The 18,522-nt window shown below is 45.7% G+C and carries 9 protein-coding genes and 1 pseudogene; 3 read left to right on the forward strand and 7 right to left on the reverse strand.

Annotation, left to right across the window (positions count from 1 at the left end; genetic code table 11):
* Positions 1–41: 41 nt before the first annotated feature.
* On the forward strand, positions 42–881 hold the full coding sequence (locus tag QUA74_RS21090) for a stomatin-like protein (RefSeq protein WP_333333158.1): 840 nt from the start codon (positions 42–44) through the stop codon (positions 879–881).
* On the opposite strand, the gene folP is transcribed toward QUA74_RS21090, so the two are convergent.
* The 4 genes from folP to QUA74_RS21110 all read right to left on the reverse strand — a co-directional run bounded on the left by folP (position 872) and on the right by QUA74_RS21110 (position 3,494).
* The gene (folP, locus tag QUA74_RS21095) at positions 872–1,738 is read right to left on the reverse strand and encodes a dihydropteroate synthase (RefSeq protein WP_333333159.1); all 867 of its coding nucleotides are present in this window, start codon (positions 1,736–1,738) and stop codon (positions 872–874) included. The two genes, QUA74_RS21090 and folP, sit on opposite strands and share 10 nt — an antisense overlap.
* A gap of 93 nt (positions 1,739–1,831) precedes the next feature.
* Positions 1,832–2,392 (reverse strand): Uma2 family endonuclease, encoded by a 561-nt coding sequence (locus QUA74_RS21100; RefSeq protein ID WP_333333161.1) that lies wholly within the window; start codon positions 2,390–2,392, stop codon positions 1,832–1,834.
* A 122-nt stretch (positions 2,393–2,514) separates the two neighbouring features.
* On the reverse strand, positions 2,515–3,240 hold the full coding sequence (tpiA, locus tag QUA74_RS21105; RefSeq protein WP_333333163.1) for a triose-phosphate isomerase: 726 nt from the start codon (positions 3,238–3,240) through the stop codon (positions 2,515–2,517).
* Positions 3,241–3,308: 68 nt separating this feature from the next.
* Positions 3,309–3,494 carry a PCP reductase family protein gene (locus QUA74_RS21110; RefSeq protein WP_333333165.1) on the reverse strand — a complete coding sequence of 62 codons (186 nt, stop codon included), beginning with the start codon at positions 3,492–3,494 and terminating at the stop codon, positions 3,309–3,311.
* Between the two features lie 1,345 nt (positions 3,495–4,839).
* On the opposite strand from QUA74_RS21110, the gene QUA74_RS21115 reads away from it, so the two are divergent.
* Both QUA74_RS21115 and QUA74_RS21120 read left to right on the forward strand, forming a co-directional pair.
* Entirely contained in the window at positions 4,840–5,853 is a 1,014-nt protein-coding gene (locus tag QUA74_RS21115) for a PleD family two-component system response regulator (protein ID WP_333333167.1), read from the forward strand.
* Between the two features lie 242 nt (positions 5,854–6,095).
* On the forward strand, positions 6,096–12,110 hold the full coding sequence (locus tag QUA74_RS21120) for a PAS domain S-box protein (RefSeq protein ID WP_333333169.1): 6,015 nt from the start codon (positions 6,096–6,098) through the stop codon (positions 12,108–12,110).
* Positions 12,111–12,428: 318 nt separating this feature from the next.
* Here the strand turns inward: QUA74_RS21120 and QUA74_RS21125 are convergent, their stop codons facing one another.
* From QUA74_RS21125 to QUA74_RS21135, 3 genes and pseudogenes are all read right to left on the reverse strand, one after another.
* On the reverse strand, positions 12,429–16,286 hold the full coding sequence (locus QUA74_RS21125; RefSeq protein ID WP_333333171.1) for a GAF domain-containing protein: 3,858 nt from the start codon (positions 16,284–16,286) through the stop codon (positions 12,429–12,431).
* A 567-nt stretch (positions 16,287–16,853) separates the two neighbouring features.
* Entirely contained in the window at positions 16,854–18,233 is a 1,380-nt protein-coding gene (gene psbC / locus QUA74_RS21130) for a photosystem II reaction center protein CP43 (RefSeq protein WP_333333173.1), read from the reverse strand.
* Positions 18,234–18,390: 157 nt separating this feature from the next.
* A pseudogene (locus tag QUA74_RS21135) lies at positions 18,391–18,522 on the reverse strand (photosystem II D2 protein (photosystem q(a) protein)); the annotation flags it as partial.

Genomic DNA, 18,522 nt, shown 5'->3' on the forward strand with positions numbered 1-18,522 from the left:
ATTCCGATCGATTCTCAGTCAACCTTAGCAGGAAAATAGAAATGGGGCAGTCTATTCTTACCATGCTCTTTGCGCTCATCCTCGGCTACGCTGTTAACTCAAGCGTCAAAATTGTCAGTGGTGGCGACGAAGCTTTAGTGGAACGTTTGGGTCAATACAAGCGCACTCTAAAGCCAGGATTCCACTTTATCAGTCCCCTGGTTGAAAAAGTCGTCTGCGTGGACACAAGCCGTGAAAGAGTTTTAGACATTAAACCTCAGTCAGCAATCACGGGAGATAATGTGGCTCTCGAAGTCGATGCCGTTGTGTATTGGCGGGTGGTGAATTTACAGAAAGCTTATTATGGAATCGATCAAATTGAAAATGCGATCGCCAACTTAGTTTTAACGACGTTTCGCGCTGAAATTGGTCGATTGCCCATGCAAGACATCTTGGGTTCCCGAGATGACATGAATAAAAAGTTACTCAAAAAGTTGGACGAAGCTACAGAAACTTGGGGCGTCAAAGTAATTCGCGTAGAAATTCAAAGCATTACACCTCCTAAAAGGGTGCAAGAAGCTATGGAATTGGAGCGCGCCACGAAGAGCGAGTGGCAAGCAATGGTCAATAAGGCGATCGGCACTAAGGAGTACATGAGGCTCTTAGTTGAAGCTTTAGACTCCCATCCCAATAGCACGCAAGTTTTGAATTACTTAGTAACCGAAAAATACTTAGACGCTCAACAAAAATTGGGCGAAAGCGACAATGCCAAAATTCTGTTTATGGATCCGAGAAATATGTCAGAGGCCCTCAACAATTTGATGGAGTCTATCCCTGATATCTCTCCGGGAGATGGCGGCGGGGAAATGAAAGTTATCGATACTCAAACTTCTCAAGACTGATATCGGAAGATGGCGTCGGCTACCTGAGAGACATCACGCATTTCTCTGACATCGTGAACGCGCAATATATCTGCCGAATTTGCGATCGCACCTGTACAAGCCGCCGCTGTCCCCCAAATTCTTTGTTTCGCTTCTGGCTGATTCAAAATGTGACCGATGAAGCTTTTGCGCGATACTCCGACTAAAATTGGACAGTTTAAAACACGGAATTTGGGCAACTCGCGCAGAATTTCTAAGTTTTGACTGTAATTCTTAGCAAAGCCAATACCGGGGTCTAGAATAATTTGAGATTTGTCAATCCCCGCAGCAACTGTCGCCGCAATTCGACTCTCGAAAAAGTCCCGAATTTCCCCAATTAAATCCCGATAATCTGTGAGTTGTTGCATCGTCTGGGGAGTACCCCGAATGTGCATCAAAATTATTGGCACTTTTAACTTAGCAACGGTTGACAGCATTTCTGAGTCAAAAGTTGCTCCCGAAATATCATTGATGATATCAGCTCCCGCCTCAACCGCAGCTTTCGCAACCTGCGCTCTGGTAGTATCGACCGAAATAGGAACTGAGCCAAAAATCTCCGCTTTTTGCCGCAGTATCTGTACGAGAGGTATAACGCGATCGATCTCCTCTGAAGAGGATATTTCCGCTGCACCGGGCCGAGTAGATTGACCACCAATATCAATAATATCTACCCCCGATTTTACCATATTTTCCGCTTGCACTAAAGCAGATTCTAGGGTAAAGAAATCTCCGCCGTCGCTAAAACTGTCAGGGGTAACATTTAAAACGCCCATTAAATAAGTGCGTTTTCCCCACTCGAAAACTTTATTTCTAATTGTAATTTTTTTGTTATTTATCATATCACCTCATCACTCGGCGATTGAAATTGATTCTTGTTAAACGGAGTCTCTCTCTAAGAGACTAAAGAATCAAGCAGAAGCGCCATTGTTAATTCAACCAAAACTTAACCAGCTAAAAACAGTATCAACTGTCAATTCTAATTCAATTTTATCAATGATTGGCAACAGAGCTGCACCTTTATACAGTTCTACTTTTTGTCCTGGAAATACTGCCAAAATACTCTCTTCTTCTGGGTATAATAACCACCCCAACTCAGTTCCGTGTCGCGAACAGTGAAGTAATTTACTCAGCACTTTTGTTGGATTTTGACTTTGGGAGAGAATTTTAATCGACCCGTCTGGATTAATTTCAAAGCGGTTAGCAATTCTACCAGAGGGCAAAAAAGGAATTCTTTTCCATCGGAATACTGCTACATCTGGCACGATTGATGCGCCACCAAATGTGCAGTATAACTCTGGAAAAGCACGGGCAATTTTCTGAGTTTTTGTTACTTGATCGATCGTCTTGCAGAGTTCACCTTGAAGGACGCTGTGCTCACCTTGTGGCATGGGTTTCTGAATGATTTCTCCGTCAAGAAATTCTGAGGCTGGTTCAGTTTCAGGAAGTTTTAGGAACTCCTCTAAGGTGGGTTTTGGTTTAACGCTCGCAATCATAGGTCAATTCTCCCGATCGGAGAAACACTCAACGGCACATCACAATTGTAGGCGATAGCTGTTTAATTCCCGCTGCCCTTGTTCCACTTACCACTTAGCAATTACCTATTAGCAATTACCTATTACTGATAATTGACAATGCGCGAGAAACTCGCAGCTTCCAAACTAGCCCCGCCTACCAAAACCCCGTCAATCTCAGGCATCGCCATAACTTCATCAATATTCTCCGGTTTAACAGAGCCGCCGTACTGAATTGGCACGCCAGGATTAGTCAATTTACTGCGAATCAAACCAATAACTCGGTTAGCTTCCTTCGTTTCGCAAGTATCGCCAGTGCCGATCGCCCAAATCGGCTCGTAAGCAATTACCAACTTATTTTGGTCAACATCAACCAAATCTTTTGCCAACTGAGAAAAAATGTGAGCTTCTGTTTCGCCTGCATCTCGCTGCTGCTTGGTTTCCCCAACGCACAGAATCGGAATTAAATCGTATTTCTGAGCAGCTTTCAGCCGCAAATTCACCGTTTCGTCAGTTTCCCCAAAATATTGGCGTCGCTCGCTGTGGCCGATGATGACATAACGGACACCAAGTTCACTCAGCATTGGCCCGGAAATTTCCCCAGTAAAAGCTCCCGACTCTTGCCAGTGAACATTCTGAGCACCGAGTCTAATCCGGCTGCCGTGCAAATTTTTCGAGAGGACAGCCAAGGAAGTGAAGGGAACGCAAAGCACGACTTCCCGTTCCTCTGGGGTTTCCGTCAGACAGGACATGAATCCTTGAAGAAACTCTAGGGATTCTGCCCTAGTTTTGTACATTTTCCAGTTGCCAGCTATAACTATTTTGCGCACTATTTCTTTAAGTCCTTGTCCTTACAACGCAATTAATAGTCTAAAGCTTTAGCGTACATTTCGATCCTTCATTGTCCAAACTCGATGCGAGCTTGCTCAACTAAGTCAACGGTGACGACTTCGGTTTCGGCTTCGCGGGCCAAGTGCTCGATGCGGGCACGAGCTTGTCCCCGAACAAAATAGGGAATATTTTTTAGCTTAGCCTTGGCTTCAGGCGTCCATTTTAAATCATCTGAGAATTCGGAATCTGGCATGGCGTATCGGTCGATCGACTGTAAGCGCTCAGTTCTTTACTTTGACAAAAGTCTGTCTGATTATTGAATCTATCATGTTCAGGAGCGCTCGGTGCGATCGAGTTCCCGTTTGCAGCAGCCCTCAGCAAAGCCGATTTGCAGCTAGGAGTTGCTCCGTGTGCATCCTAGCACCCTAGTGAGCCAAATCATTACTGATATCAAGTCCGCGTTAGAAACCCCCTTAATGAGACTCGGCGGTTGAAACCGCTCCTACACACACTTTTGTCCGTCTTCACCGACTCTAGAATAAAAGCGGGTATTAAAGCCGGACTTGGTATGAACCATCTTTTGTCACTGGGGCGACAGTATAAAGCTAGGCAGCAACCAAATCTATAACGACTCTCTTACTTAAAAAAAATCCGAAAATTATTCATATAATAGATTAAATTGCCCCCTCCTCCTCGCCTCTCAAAAATCTCACACCCTTCTAACCAAAGTTTAATTAAACCATAATAAATCTCCTCTAAAATAATCACTATTAAAAAGTAATTGAGCGTACTTTGTCAATTCCGAACCTTCTCCCACTCAGGAAACGGTTGATATTTATCTGTTGCAATTAACCGCGATTGGTTATTTACTTTATCCGTTTGAAACTGAGTGGACTCATCGGCAAAAAAATGAGCCGATTGAGCGTCAGCACTTACTAATAGATAACCCTTCTAAACAGTTTCTTAGCACTGGTCAATCCTCGGATAATCCGTGAGTCGCTCATCAACCCACCATAACTCGTTCTTGACTGGCTTGAAGTCCTACTAACTCCCATTGCTCAAGCTATAATAAAGTTGAGGAACTTTGAGTTTAATATTTCCCTAAATATTATTCCTAATATAGCAATTCTTGCAGGAATCGTATTTTTTTTACCCCACCCCAACCCTCCCCTTAGTAAGGGGAGGGAGTAAGAAATTCACAAATGATGGGAGGATTGCTATATACCAAATGTTATCAATAAATATAGCAGAGTATCCCAGGGGCGAGCGCGGGAGAACGAGCGATCGTGCGAGGCGTAACAGGTGCTCATTCGTCAAAGCTCGCTCGGCGTTGTAAAAACTGTTTAACGTACCCAAAAATAATTAGATACCTACAAAAATTAGCGCGAGTTACCAGACTTTATATCTCCGAAAAAAAGGGATAAATTTTAAGCAGACTGTGGTCGTTAGTTAAAGAAACCTGACGCAGCGTCGGATTTTGCTGCGGAAGCTCAGCTTGTGTATCATTTCTGAGATATTTACAAAGTTTTCATTTTCCATTCCCAGCTCAAAATATGCTAGGCTAGAATGTTTCCAGAGCTTAAGATACACCATGACGTATGTATCAATCATTAGAAGAGTCAACCATTTTGACTACCCCATCTACGGAATCGTCCTCTCTAATTCTGATTGTGGATGACGATGCCTTGATGCGTTTGCAACTTCGACTGTATTTACAGAAGGAACAATACCGAGTGGCGGAAGCTAGTGATGGGTTGACAGGGCTAGCAGCTTATGAGGAACTACATCCAGACCTCATCCTGCTAGATGCAGTGATGCCTACTATGGATGGTTTTGCTTGTTGTCAAAAATTATCTGAAGTGTCTGAGAGCGATCGCCCACCTATTTTGATGATTACTAGCTTGGAAGACAAAGAATCTGTCGATCGAGCGTTTGCAGCGGGAGCGGCTGACTATATCACTAAGCCGATTCACTGGGCTGTTCTGCGACAGAGAGTGCGACGGTTGATTCAGCAATTCCACTTGCAACAGCAACAAACCATACTTTACAAGCAGCTAGAAGCCGCCAATCGACAATTAAAATATTTAGCGTCAATTGACGGTTTGACTCAGATTGCCAATCGCCGTCAGTTTGACCAACAGCTAGAGGAGGAGTGGCGACGCATGACCCGGCAGCAAACTCCTTTGTCACTAATTTTGTGTGATATCGATTTCTTCAAGCCTTACAACGATACTTATGGACACCAAGCAGGGGATGTATGTTTACAGAAAGTTGCCACAACTCTCAATCGCAGTATTAATCGAGCGGGAGATTTAGTAGCACGTTATGGAGGTGAAGAATTTGTAGTGATTTTATCCGACACAGAGCTTGAGGGAGCTGTCCAAATCGTTAAGCAAATGCAGGCTGGCATCCAAGCTTTAGCAATAGTCCATAAGAGTTCTCCGCATCATTACATTACGCTCAGCTTCGGTATTACCAGTGTGCTTCCTACCCAAGAGATCCGACCAGAAAATTTAATTACTGCTGCCGATGCAGCACTTTATGAAGCTAAAGACCAAGGTCGTAATACTTTTTGTACCAAGATTCATACAGTTAATAAATTCACCCGTTAAATCATAAGGTAAAAACTATGCCTCTCGTAATTGGGAATAATTATTTATTAAAAGTTTAGCGAAATATCAAGTCCTGCATGAGTAAGCCTTGATTTGAGTATTAAAGCCTAAATAATCGGTTGTGCGACCTTCATTGAAACTGTCAGAAATAGCACGAGAGTGTCTCTACAACGATTTTTTATCAAAATCAGTTTATATTCAGCAAGTAGCGATTCTAGAAGTTTATGGGAGGAGCTAGCTCAGTGCGTGATCAAAGATGGTTCGGTGCGATCGCCCTTCTCACTGGTGCGGCTTTTCTGGGCAACTATTTCAGTTTATCTCTTTTCTTTGGGGTTGATTTCCTCTTTGGCAGTATTGCAATACTGATTATTACTTACTACTTCGGCTGGGGCTGGGGAAGTTTGGCCAGTCTAATAGCAGGCAGCTATACTTATGTCCTTTGGAATCATCCCTACGCCATAATTATCTTGGTAATTGAGGCTCTATTTGTAGGGTTTCTTTGCAAGCGTAAACATCCGAACCTCCTTTTATTGGATGGGATTTACTGGTTCTTAATTGGAATGCCTCTCGTTTGGCTTTTCTACGGTCAAATGCTGCACATGGAGGCGGCTCAAGTCCTGCTAGTGATGTGCAAACAAGCAGTCAACGGCATTTTTAATGCCTTAGTGGCCAGCTTAATCATTTCTTATGCGCCGAGTCATCTGTGGGTTAGGCATTCAAAGCATTTCCAGACCCTCTCATTAAAACAAACTATTTTTCATCTGTTGGTTGCTTTTGTCTTTATTCCAGGACTTATCCTATTAGTTATTGATGGTAGATACTTGGTCGCTCAAATTCAGACGACTGTGCAAACTGAGTTACAAACAAAGGGGAGAAATCTCAGTAGCGGTCTATCTAGATGGCATCAGCGACATCTCTTAGCGTTGAATACATTAGCGGAAAAATCGGTCATTCCTGAAGCCGCCACTCCTGCTAATCAAGCGATTCAATCATCCGATCAACTGCAACAAGACATTAGCCTGCTCGAGCAGTGGTTTCCCGATTTCGACAAAATTTATGTGAGCGATTCATCTGGAACAGTTTTAGCGGCTTCTCCTCCTTTAAATCAAAAACGTCGGCAGTTGATTGAACAAAGCACCAAACATAAATCTCTAATTACCCTGGCTCAAGAGCGGTTGAGACCTTGGATGACTCCTATCCACAACGATTTATTAATTGACGAACCTCATGTAGGATTGAATGTTCCCCTGCAAATTCAAGGTCATTTCCTTGGCCTGATCCACGCTTCATTAGCATTGAGCCAGATCCAAGCTCTATACATTTTTCAGCAAAACAATCAGCAACTACGCATTACATTGCTCGATCAAAACAACCAAGTTATTGCGAGTAATCAATCCGACCAAAAGCTGTTGACCAGTGTCCAAGAGTCAAAGCACGGCAGCACTCGCACCTTAGAGGGAACCTTGCAGCAGTGGGTTCCTAGCAAGGGCAACTATCCGATGATCCGTTGGAAAAACTCTTTATATATACAGGAATTTACGATTACCCCAGACCTGAAATGGAGATTACGCTTAGAAATTCCAGCAGCTCCCTATATAGAAAATTTACAAAATCGCTACAAGATAGATCTGATTATTCTTCTCGTCATCACAATGTTGGCATTTTTGTTTGCAACGGTGGTTAGCGAACGACTGGTCAAGCCGTTATCCTTTTTAGCTCTGGCGACTACTGACTTACCCAACAAGCTTTCAGAAGAAACATTTGAATGGAAACATACCTCTGTTACGGAAATAAATGAGCTTGCTAGCAATTTTCAATTGATGGCGATCGCACTCAATCAAAAATTTAGCGAGATTAAACACGTCAACGCTACTTTAGAACAGCGGGTTCAAGAACGAACGCAAAGATTATCCAAAATCAATCGCTCTCTGAAAGCTGAAATTAAGAGACGTAAACAAGCCGAAGCTGAACTAAGAACAAGAGAGGCGGCAATACGAGCTTTATATGAAGTCACTGCTACCCAAAATCTCAATTTTGAGCAGCGCACCCAAGCGTTGATTGAGATGGGATGTCAGATATTTCGGCTTGAATGTGGCATCTTGGCTCGTGTGCAAGATAACCGTTATGAGGTGATGGCTGTGCGATCGCCCGATCAAGTCCTGAAACCAGGTGATGTCTTTGATATTAACCAAACTTTGTGCTGTGAAGCTTTAGACACAAATGAACCCCTAACCATCGAACATATAGGCACGTCCAAATGGCGTTACCATCCTGCCTATCTTGCCCTTGGCATAGAAGCTTATATGGGAACACGAGTTTTAGTTGCAGGCAAAGTCTACAGTACCCTCAGCTTTTCTAGTAAATCTCCGCGTGCAGACAGCTTTAAATCTGCCCATGTGGAATTGCTGAAGCTGATGGCTCAGTGGATTGGTAGTGAAATTGAACGGCATCAGTCAGAAGTCGCTCTGCAAGCCAGTGAAGAGCGGTGGCAACTCGCCCTACGTGGTAGTAATGATGGGGTATGGGATTGGAACGTCAACACCAATGAAGTATTCTTCTCGGCTCGCTGGAAAGAGATGTTGGGCTACCAGGAGCATGAAATCCCGAATCACTTTGATGAATGGAGTAAGCGAGTTCATCCCGACGATATCGAATGGGTGATGCAAGCCATTCAAGATCACTTTCAGCGCAAAACTCCCTTTTATATTACAGAACATCAAGTGCTTTGCAAGGATGGGAGCTACAAATGGATTTTGGCTCGAGGGCAAGCACTTTCGGATGCAGCGGGTAGAGTTGTGCGTATGACTGGTTCTCACAGCGATATTACCAACCGCAAACAGTTAGAGCAGGAAATTCAAGCCAGAGAGCAATTATTGAATGCTTTCTTTAAAGGAGCTTCCCTAGCAGGGGTGGGGCTGTGTATCCACGATCGGCAGTTTCGATTTTTACAAATCAATGAGGCATTAGCTGAAATTTATGGCCACTCTGTGGAGGCTCACTTAGGCAAGACAACCGAGGATATTTTGGGGGAATTTGCTCCTGATGTGAATGTCCTGTTACAACAGGTGTTAGCCACTGGACAACCTTCAATCAACTTGGAAAGGAGCCCAGAAGTACCCAGTCAAACCGGTGCCAACCGCTACTGGCTCGCTTCTCACTTTCCCATTTTCAAGGATGCAGACCAGCCTATAGCAGTGGGTTGCATCCTCATTGAAATTACCGATCGCAAACGAGCCGAAGCAGAACTACAACAAATGAGTGCGGCGCTAGAAAATGCCGTGGCAGGCATTTCTCGGCTGGATACTCAAGGACGCTATATCTCTGTCAATGTTACTTATGCTGCCATCACCGGATATCAGCCTGACGAAATGCTAGGGATGGAATGGCAAAGAACTGTTCATCCTGAAGATGTTGAGAAGATGGTAACTGCTTATCAGCAGATGTTGAGAGACGGCAGAGTCGAAGTAGAAGCTAGGGGGATGAGAAAAAATGGCTCTAGCTTCTATAAACAAGTGGTGATGGTTTCTGCTTATAACGAGCAAAATGTTTTTGTAGGGTATCACTGCTTCATGAAGGATATTACCGATCGCAAGCAGGCAGAAGAAGCACTACAACGACAGTTGCAAAAAGCCCTACTGCTGAAGCAAATTACCCAAGAAATTCGTCAAAGCCTCAATGCTCAGCAGATATTTGAAACGGCTGCTATTCAGATTGGGCAAACTTTTGGGGTCAGTCGCTGCTTAATTAGCACATACCAGGACAATCCGCAGCCTCAGTTTCCTGTAGTTACAGAGTATCTAGCAGTGGGATCGGCCCCTAGTGGCGAGTATGACATTCTGGTGGCGAGTCCTGCTTATGCAAAACAGTTGATGGCTCAAGATGAAGCTATCGCCTCCCCGGATGTCTATTGCGATTCATTGCTCACCTGTGCAGATTCAATTTTTACCCGCCTCAAATTGAGATCGACATTAGCAGTGCGAACCTCTTACCAAGGAGAACCGAATGGTGCCATTTGTCTGTACCAGTGCGATCGCTACCGTCATTGGACTGCCGATCAAATCGAGTTGCTAGAATCCGTCGCGGCTCAAGTAGGAATTGCCCTAGCTCAAGCCAAATTACTAGAGCAAGAAACTCGACAACGAGAAGAATTAACTCTGAAAAACTTTGCCCTGGAGCAAACTAGACGAGAAGCAGAAGCTGCGAACCGAGCCAAAAGTGAGTTTCTGGCGATGATGAGCCATGAAATTCGCACTCCGATGAATGCGGTTATTGGTATGACGGGACTACTGCTCGATACAGAACTCAAGGCTCAACAGCGAGACTTTATCGAGATGATTCGCAATAGTGGCGATACCCTCCTGAGCATCATCAACGACATCCTTGACTTCTCCAAAATTGAGTCGGGCAAGCTAGAGCTAGAAATGTATCCCTTGAGCTTGAGAGATTGCATAGAAGGTGCGATCGACCAACTTGCAGTTAAAGCAGATGAGAAGGAGATTGAGTTGGGCTACCTTATTTACCCTCAAACTCCTAAGTTCATTTTGGGTGATGTCACCCGTCTCCGTCAGATTCTAGTTAACTTGCTCAACAATGCGATTAAGTTTACCGAAACTGGGGAAGTTACCATTTCAGTGCAAGCCTCTCTAGTTGATTCTGACAAAACGATTTCTGAGCCTGAGAACTTGTCAGAAAGCTTGTATGAAATCGAGTTTGCCATTCAAGACACAGGGATTGGCATTCCAGCCAACCGCCTCGATCGACTGTTCAAGTCTTTTAGTCAAGTAGATGCTTCGACGACTCGGCAGTATGGAGGGAGTGGTTTAGGTCTGGCGATTAGTAAGCGACTTAGTGAAACGATGAACGGCATGATGTGGGTTGAGAGCCGAGGCCACGTCGGAGGAACCCCTTCACCCAAATGGCAAGCCGCTCAGGCTCCTCGAATCACAATGGGTTCTACCTTCTACTTCACGATAGTCGCACCCGCTGTTGCTACTGAGTTAGCGGAACCGATTGAAATGCTACCAGAACTATCTAGCAAGCGTTTATTAATCGTGGATGACCAGCCCACTAACCGACAAATTCTGACGTTGCAAGCCCAGACTTGGGGGATGGAGATTCGCGCAGCCCAATCGGCTGTGGAAGCGCTCAACTGGCTTCAGAGTGGAGAAACGTTTGATGTCGCTATTTTAGATATGCAAATGCCAAAGATGGACGGCTTGACACTCGCCTCAGAAATCCATCAGCTTCCTAAGTGCCACCGTTTACCACTGGTGATGCTGACTTCAATGGGCAAACCAGAAGGGAGTTCTTCAGCACTCTCGACTCACTTTGTGGCTTGTTTAAGCAAACCCATTAAACAATCCCAGCTTTATGAAGTGCTGACTCAGGCACTACAAGCTCAACCGACAAAAGTTCAACAGCGGCCCCCTAGCTCTGTTCAGGATGATATTAAATTGGCTCAGAGACTCCCGCTGCGAATTCTGTTAGCAGAGGATCATCTGGTGAATCAGAAGGTGGCACTGCTGCTGTTAGAGCGTTTGGGATACCGGGCCGATGTTGCTGCCAATGGATTAGAAGTCTTGGAAGCCCTGCATCGCCAGCCTTATGATGTAGTGCTGATGGATGTACAAATGCCAGAGATGGATGGGCTAGAAGCCACCCGTCGTATTGGTGAGGAGTGGCCGGCTCATGCTCGTCCCCGAATTATTGCCATGACGGCGAATGCCATGGAGGGCGATCGCGAGCTTTGTCTGGATGCTGGCATGAATGACTATATCAGTAAACCAATTCGAGTAGAGGCTCTCATCCAAGCGCTGAGTCAGTGTCCACCCAACCAGGAACAGCAGCAGGCCCAAAAAGATGAATCAGATAGCAACCAGCCAGAAATTGATGTACCAGCGGTTAACCTCACAGAACTGCAAGCCTTCTGTAGCAGCATCGATCAAGATTCAACCAAGATTTTGAGCTTGCTGGCGAACTGCTACTTGGAGGAAGCTCTAAAGTTGCTACAAGCTATGAAATTTGCGATCGCCCAAGCGGATACTCAAACCCTAAACCGAGCGGCTCATACCCTCAAAGGCAGTAGTGCGAACCTAAGCGCGGCTCCTCTGGCCCAGCTTTGTGGCAGGTTAGAAGTCATGAGTACCTCTGGTGAACTCGATCGAGCCTCAACCCTATTGGCTCAAATCGAGGGTGAGTACGATCGTGTCAAGAATACTCTCCAACAAGAACTACAAAAGAGCGAAACTAATTTATGAAAGTCTATTAAATAGGCATTTTTTTGCATCAGGACTTAGGCAACTGTCACAGGCGATGCCACAAGGTGGCTATGCGATCGCATACGCACGATCAAGCCTGATTCCAAATCTTTTAGCATCGGAATTATTCATATATCTCTTCTCTGCATCTGGGTGAATCAGCGTCAATCCCTTGTCATCTGCGGTTAATACATTCTCTTTTTTTAACCGCAGATGAGGGCAGACTAACACAGATTAACGCAGATTAATTATATCAATTATGGTTGCAGCGTCCGTGATTGTTGACTGTTGACTGTTGGCTAAATTTTACAAGAATGACTAATGACTCATGACTAATGACTGCTGCCGAAGCGGAATCTCGATCACAAACTCAGTACCCTTCCCCAATTCCGAATTGCATTTTAAAACGCCGCCGTGTTTTTCTACCACAATTTGGTAACTAATTGACAGTCCCAATCCTGTACCTTTCCCCACCGACTTAGTGGTGAAAAAAGGGTCAAATATGCGTTTTCTCATAGATTCCGAAATTCCCGTGCCGTTGTCAGAAATCCGAATCACCGCGCTAGGAAGATTGCCATTAAGTTGACCGACAGAAGTAGAGATTTTAATTTGAGGAGCCACAGATGGGTCAGCGAGCAACTTGTGCGATTCCAAAGCATCGATCGCATTCCCGATGACATTCATAAACACCTGATTCAACTGTCCAGCATAACACTCAACCAGAGGCAAAATGCCGTATTCTTTCACTAGCACAATGTTGGCACTGTCAGCATTAGATTTCAGTCGGTGCTGTAAAATTAACAGCGTGCTGTCAATCCCTTCGTGAATGTCAACGGCCTTCATTTGACTTTCGTCAAGACGAGAGAAATTCCTCAAAGACAAAACTATTTGCCGGATGCGATCGGCTCCCACCTTCATTGACAATAGCAATTTTGGCAAATCTTCTAGCAGAAACTCCAAGTCAATATCTTCACTCAATTTGTCTATTTCAGGACTAGAATCGGGATATTGCTGCTGGTAAAGTTCCAGCAAACTCAGTAAGCTAGCAGTATATTCAGTAGCGTGATCGAGATTGCCATAAATAAAATTAACCGGATTGTTAATTTCGTGAGCAATCCCGGCTACCAGTTGCCCCAAACCAGACATTTTTTCAGTTTGAATCAATTGAGCTTGAGTGTGCTGCAAATCCTTTAAACTTTGAGCGATTTGTTCTGCTTGGCGTCTGGTTTGAGCCAGCAAATCGGCTTGTTGGATAGCTACGCCTAATTGATTGGCAATCTGAGCTAAAAAGTTAACTTCTGAACTTTCCCAACTGCGGACTCCAGAATGTTGATACGCTGTCAGCAAACCCCAAAGTTCTTGTCCTACAAAAATCGGCGCGATCGCATAAGCCTTTACCTGAAATTGCTCTAAAATACCGACCACACACTGCGAGTGGCAAGCTTTATAGATATCGTCAACGGCTAGAGTTTCATTATTGACATACCTGCCGCCTCGGTTTTCCTGCAAATAAGTATCTTGCCAAACCGTACTGATACCTTCCCCTACCAATTTTATCCAGCCATCTTTCACAAACTCTGCCACATATTGGCCACCCCAATCAGGATTAAAGCGATAGACAGCAATTCTATCGACTTGCATAAACTGACAAACTTCTTGGGTTGCAGTCTTAAAAATTGCGTGGATATCGAGAGATTCTCGAATCTTTGCCACCACTTCAAACATTATCCGCTGTTGCTCGGCGACTTCCTGCAAATCGATCGTTTGCTGCCGCGTTTTAGCGAGCAAATCTGCTTGTTCTAATGCTACGCTCAACTGAGCTCCGACTTGCGTAGCAAACTGGATTTCCGAAGTTTTCCAATTGCGCGAACCGTCGCACTGGTGCACGCACAGCAAGCCCCAAAGCTCGCTGCCATTCATCAGCGGCATAATCACCTGAGATCTAATTTGAAATTGAGCTAAAATAGCAGCGTGGCAGTCTGAGAGTCCCGCACTTTCGATATCGGGCAACACTTGAATGCGTCCCTGGCTGTATTTATTTGCATAGTTTTCGCCAAAACAATGATCGCTAATTTTCACATCCATTGCCGAACAAAAACCTGGCAAAACATCTTCGGTAATAAAGTAGCCTTCATTAAACTTTGAGTCCGTATCGAAGCGATAAATGCCAACTCTATCTGCCTTTAAAATCCGCCGCAGTTCTGTAGTTGTCGTGCGAAAAATTGTATCTAAATCGAGAGATTGTCGAATCTTAGCAACTACCTCAAACAGTATTCGCTCCTGCTCTGCTGCCCGCTGCAACTCAACTGCTTGCTGCTGAGTTTGAGCGAGCAGATCTGCTTGTTCTAAGGCGATGCTGAGGTGAGCGGAAATTTGGGTAGCAAATTTAATTTCGGAAGATTCCCAGTTGCGGGGAGCCGAACACTGGTGTACGCACAGCAACCCCCAAAGGTCTTTGCCTTTCATCACCGGTGCAACTAAAGTAGCTTTGACCTGAAATTGCTCTAATAGTTGCTCATAGCAATCTTGCAGTCCGGCCTGTCTAATGTCCGACATTGCATGAACTCGTCCCTGAGAGTAGAGGCTGGCGTAGTTTTCTCCAAAGCAGCGATCGTACACTTTGACTGCCATTGTTGACACAAAATCTGGCAAAACATCTTCGGCAACGAATTCGCCGTCGTTAAATTCCGATGCGGGATCGAAGCGGTAAACCGCCACTCGATCGGCATTTAAAGCCCGCCGCACTTCCTGGGACATCGTGCTAAAAATCTTGTTCAAGTCGAGGGATTGCCGCATTTTTGCCACCACTTCAAACAGCACTCGCTGCTGTTGGGTCAACTGCTGTAGTTGAGCGGTGCGCTTTTGAACTTGATTTTCTAAATTTGTGTTAAGTTCCTCTATTTGTTGATCGAGTTGGTAGTGGTTAATAGCATTAGAAAAGTGGCTGCCAAAAATTTGGAGCAATTCAATTTCTTCTGTTTTCCATTCGCGAATTTGGGCAGTTTTTGACTGTTTCCACGCTTCAAAAGATATCCGAGATTGGGCGAGCCGCCCGTCGCTATCAAACTGTCTAGCCCAGAGAGTTTCGGTGTCAAATTCTTCTCGAAAAATGGTCAAGTAACCGAATATTTGCTGGCGGGTTCTGAGCGGTACGATTAAAATGCTGCGAATTTTGGTCGATCGAAATGCAGGTTGCAGGCTTCTCAAACTGCTAATTTGGTACAAGTCGGGAATTGCCCAAACCTGTTGATCGCCGGATTTAAAATATTCGTGCCACACGCTGTATTGCTCAACCTGCGCGTATTTTGCGGAAATTCCCATCTTCGGCCCTGAGCCGCAAGTGTAGACTGTGAGTTCCCGATTCGAGTTATCCGAATAGGGAAGTAGATTCGTAACCTTGCTGCTGTCGGAAATGAATGGCGTGGCGAAAATGCACAGCCTGCCGCCGGCTGCGTCTAGTGCAGCTACAGATTCTGCCAAAGCTGTTTGGAGTTCCATCGCCGGCTGGAAGTGAAGGGCTGCGGCGACGCGGTTGACTGCCGCTTCCCGTTGAGCTTTCGCCCTCGCTCGGGCGAGGAGGGTTGATTGGGCTATGGCGACGCCGAGCTGATCTGCCACCATCTGAACGCCTTGGAGTTCGTTTTCTGCCACACTCCGGGACTCGGAGTGGTGAGATACCAACAACCCCCAGAATTCTTCGCCGTGAAAAATTGGTACTACCAAGCAAGCCTTGACGCCGAGTGCAGTCAAGTATTCAGCGTGGCAGGGGTCGATCGCACGAAAGCGCATTTCGTCGGGCAGCAGTTGGCCGGAAACCGCGTCGAGGCGCGGGCTTTGACCTAGCTGCCCGGAATCTATATCGACGATCGATCGCACCTGTACTTGCGCGAACAGTTCGCGGGCGTGAGGGGGAATATCCTCTGCTGGAAAATGCAGTCCCAATAGGGATGGCAAGCGGTTGTCGTTAATTGATTCGGCAATCACTTCACCGCTGCCGTCGCTATGAAACTTGTATATTTTTACTCTGTCTGTTCCCAAGAAGGATTGAACTTCCGCTGCTGTTGCGCTCAGAATTTCGGGCAGTTCTAGAGAGCGGCGAATGCGGTGGACGATGCGATCGAGCAAATTTGCTCGATCAAACCTCACCTTGACATTTTCGATATTTAATGAGTCCATTATTAATCTTTTGCTTTCCTAGCAATAACCATAAGTGGCCCAAAAGTTTTGTGCTTGTTAAAAAATTCGGCAAGCACAGCCATTTAATAAAATATAAATATCCTGATGGCGATCGTCGATTAGTTTTGCACCTGTAGCGATCTGCCTTAAAATTGCAACTTTCCATTGCAACTTTCCATTGTGTGGGATTAAAACTTTGGTACTTTAAATATAAACTTTGTAGAGCCTGCCTTGCAAGCTCTTTACCCCAACGGATTAAAATTGTCAAGTTTCAAGACTTGCAGAGTCATTCACCGCCACCGATGAAGGTCGCACCGAAATATCTCAGTCCAGGATGCAAAAGCTCGCTCAGGAACGAGCTTACTGAAAGAAACAGTATTGTAATTCAAAATGTTGACTCAGAAACCGGGTTTGTACGTCTAGGATTGTATCTGCTGCTAGCGGGATCGGAGAACAGTCGATCGACAATCCGCAGCTTTTTCCAGATATTGGAGCAAAAAAAAGCTCCCGCCGTTAAGCAGGAGCTTTTTTCGATTAGACAATCAAATCAGAAATAAATTCGCTCGATTAGTCCAAATTAGGCATAGACAGCACTGGTTCATTTTCGCGATCGATACCCTTCTCAAAGCCAGCGACAGCCGCGCGAGCGCGACCAGCGTGCCACAAGTGGCCGACCAAGAAGAAGAAACCCATCACAAAGTGGAAACAGGACAGCCAAGAACGAGGAGAAGTGAAGTTAAACGAGTTAACTTCAGTCGCCACACCGCCCACAGAGTTCAAAGAACCCAAAGGAGCGTGAGTCATGTACTCAGCCGCGCGGCGAGCTTGCCAAGGCTGAATGTCATTCTTGATTTTGTTCAAGTCCAAACCATTAGTACCACGCAAGGGTTCCAACCAAGGGCCTTGGAAATCCCAGAAACGCATCGTTTCACCACCGAAAATGATTTCGCCAGTAGGAGAGCGCATCAGGTATTTACCCAGACCGGTGGGGCCTTGTGCAGAACCGACGTTAGCACCCAAGCGTTGGTCGCGGATCAGGAAGGTCAAAGCTTGCGCTTGAGAAGCTTCCGGGCCCGTCGGGCCGTAGAATTCGCTGGGGTAAGCAGTGTTGTTGAACCAGACAAAGCAGCAAGCGATGAAGCCCATCAGGGACAAAGCGCCCAAGCTGTAAGACAGGTAAGCTTCGCCAGACCAGATTAAGGCGCGGCGAGCCCAGCCGAAAGGCTTGGTCAAAATGTGCCAAACACCGCCAGCGATACAAATCAGGCCAAGCCAGATGTGACCGCCAATGATGTCTTCCATGTTGTTGACGCTGACAATCCAGCCTTCGCCACCAAAAGGAGACCGAACCAAGTAACCAAAAATCACAGCCGGGTTCAGAGTGGGGTTCGTGATAATACGCACGTCACCGCCGCCGGGAGCCCAAGTGTCATAGACACCGCCGAAGAACATGGCCTTAGCTACCAGCAGCAGAGCGCCGCATCCCAACAGAATCAGGTGGTAGCCGATGATATTGGTCATCTGGTTCTTATCTTTCCAGTCGTAGCCGAAGAACGAAGAGTATTCTTCGAGAACTTCCGGGCCGCGAACGGCGTGATAAATGCCGCCCAAACCGAGAACAGCAGATGAAATCAAGTGAAGAACGCCGACTACGAAGAACGGGAAGATATCCGTAACTTCACCGCCGGGGCCGACGCCCCAACCCAAAGTAGCGATGTGGGGCATCAAGATTAAGCCCTGTTCGTACATGGGCTTTTCTGGGATAAAGTGAGCGACTTCAAACAAAGTCATTGCACCGGCCCAGAACACGATCAAACCAGAGTGAGCGACGTGTGCGCCCAGCAGTTTGCCTGAGAGATTGATTAAACGAGCGTTGCCAGACCACCAAGCGAACCCGGAGGATTCTTGGTCGCGACCGCTTGCGTAGGAATTAGAGAGCGTTACCACCCGGTAGAACCTCCAACGATTTTAGATTTTGGATTTTGGGTTTTTTTGTTCCCCTAGTAGGGCACGGGAGTACCGCACCTGCGCCAGGGAATAGGGATTTGGATTTCAGATTAGTTTAAAAAAATTAAATTAATCTGAAATCCAAATCCAGATTTTTTTAAAGTGCGTTACCGCGAGGCAGAACTTCTTCAGGGAAGATGTAGTTTTCGTGAGGTTGGTCCGTAGGAGCCATCCAAGCACGAATGCCTTCGTTAAGCAGAATGTTCTTAGTGTAGAACGTTTCAAACTC

The sequence above is a fragment of the Microcoleus sp. LAD1_D3 genome, assembly GCF_036702135.1.
In the GTDB taxonomy this organism is placed as follows: Bacteria; Cyanobacteriota; Cyanobacteriia; order Cyanobacteriales; family Microcoleaceae; genus Microcoleus.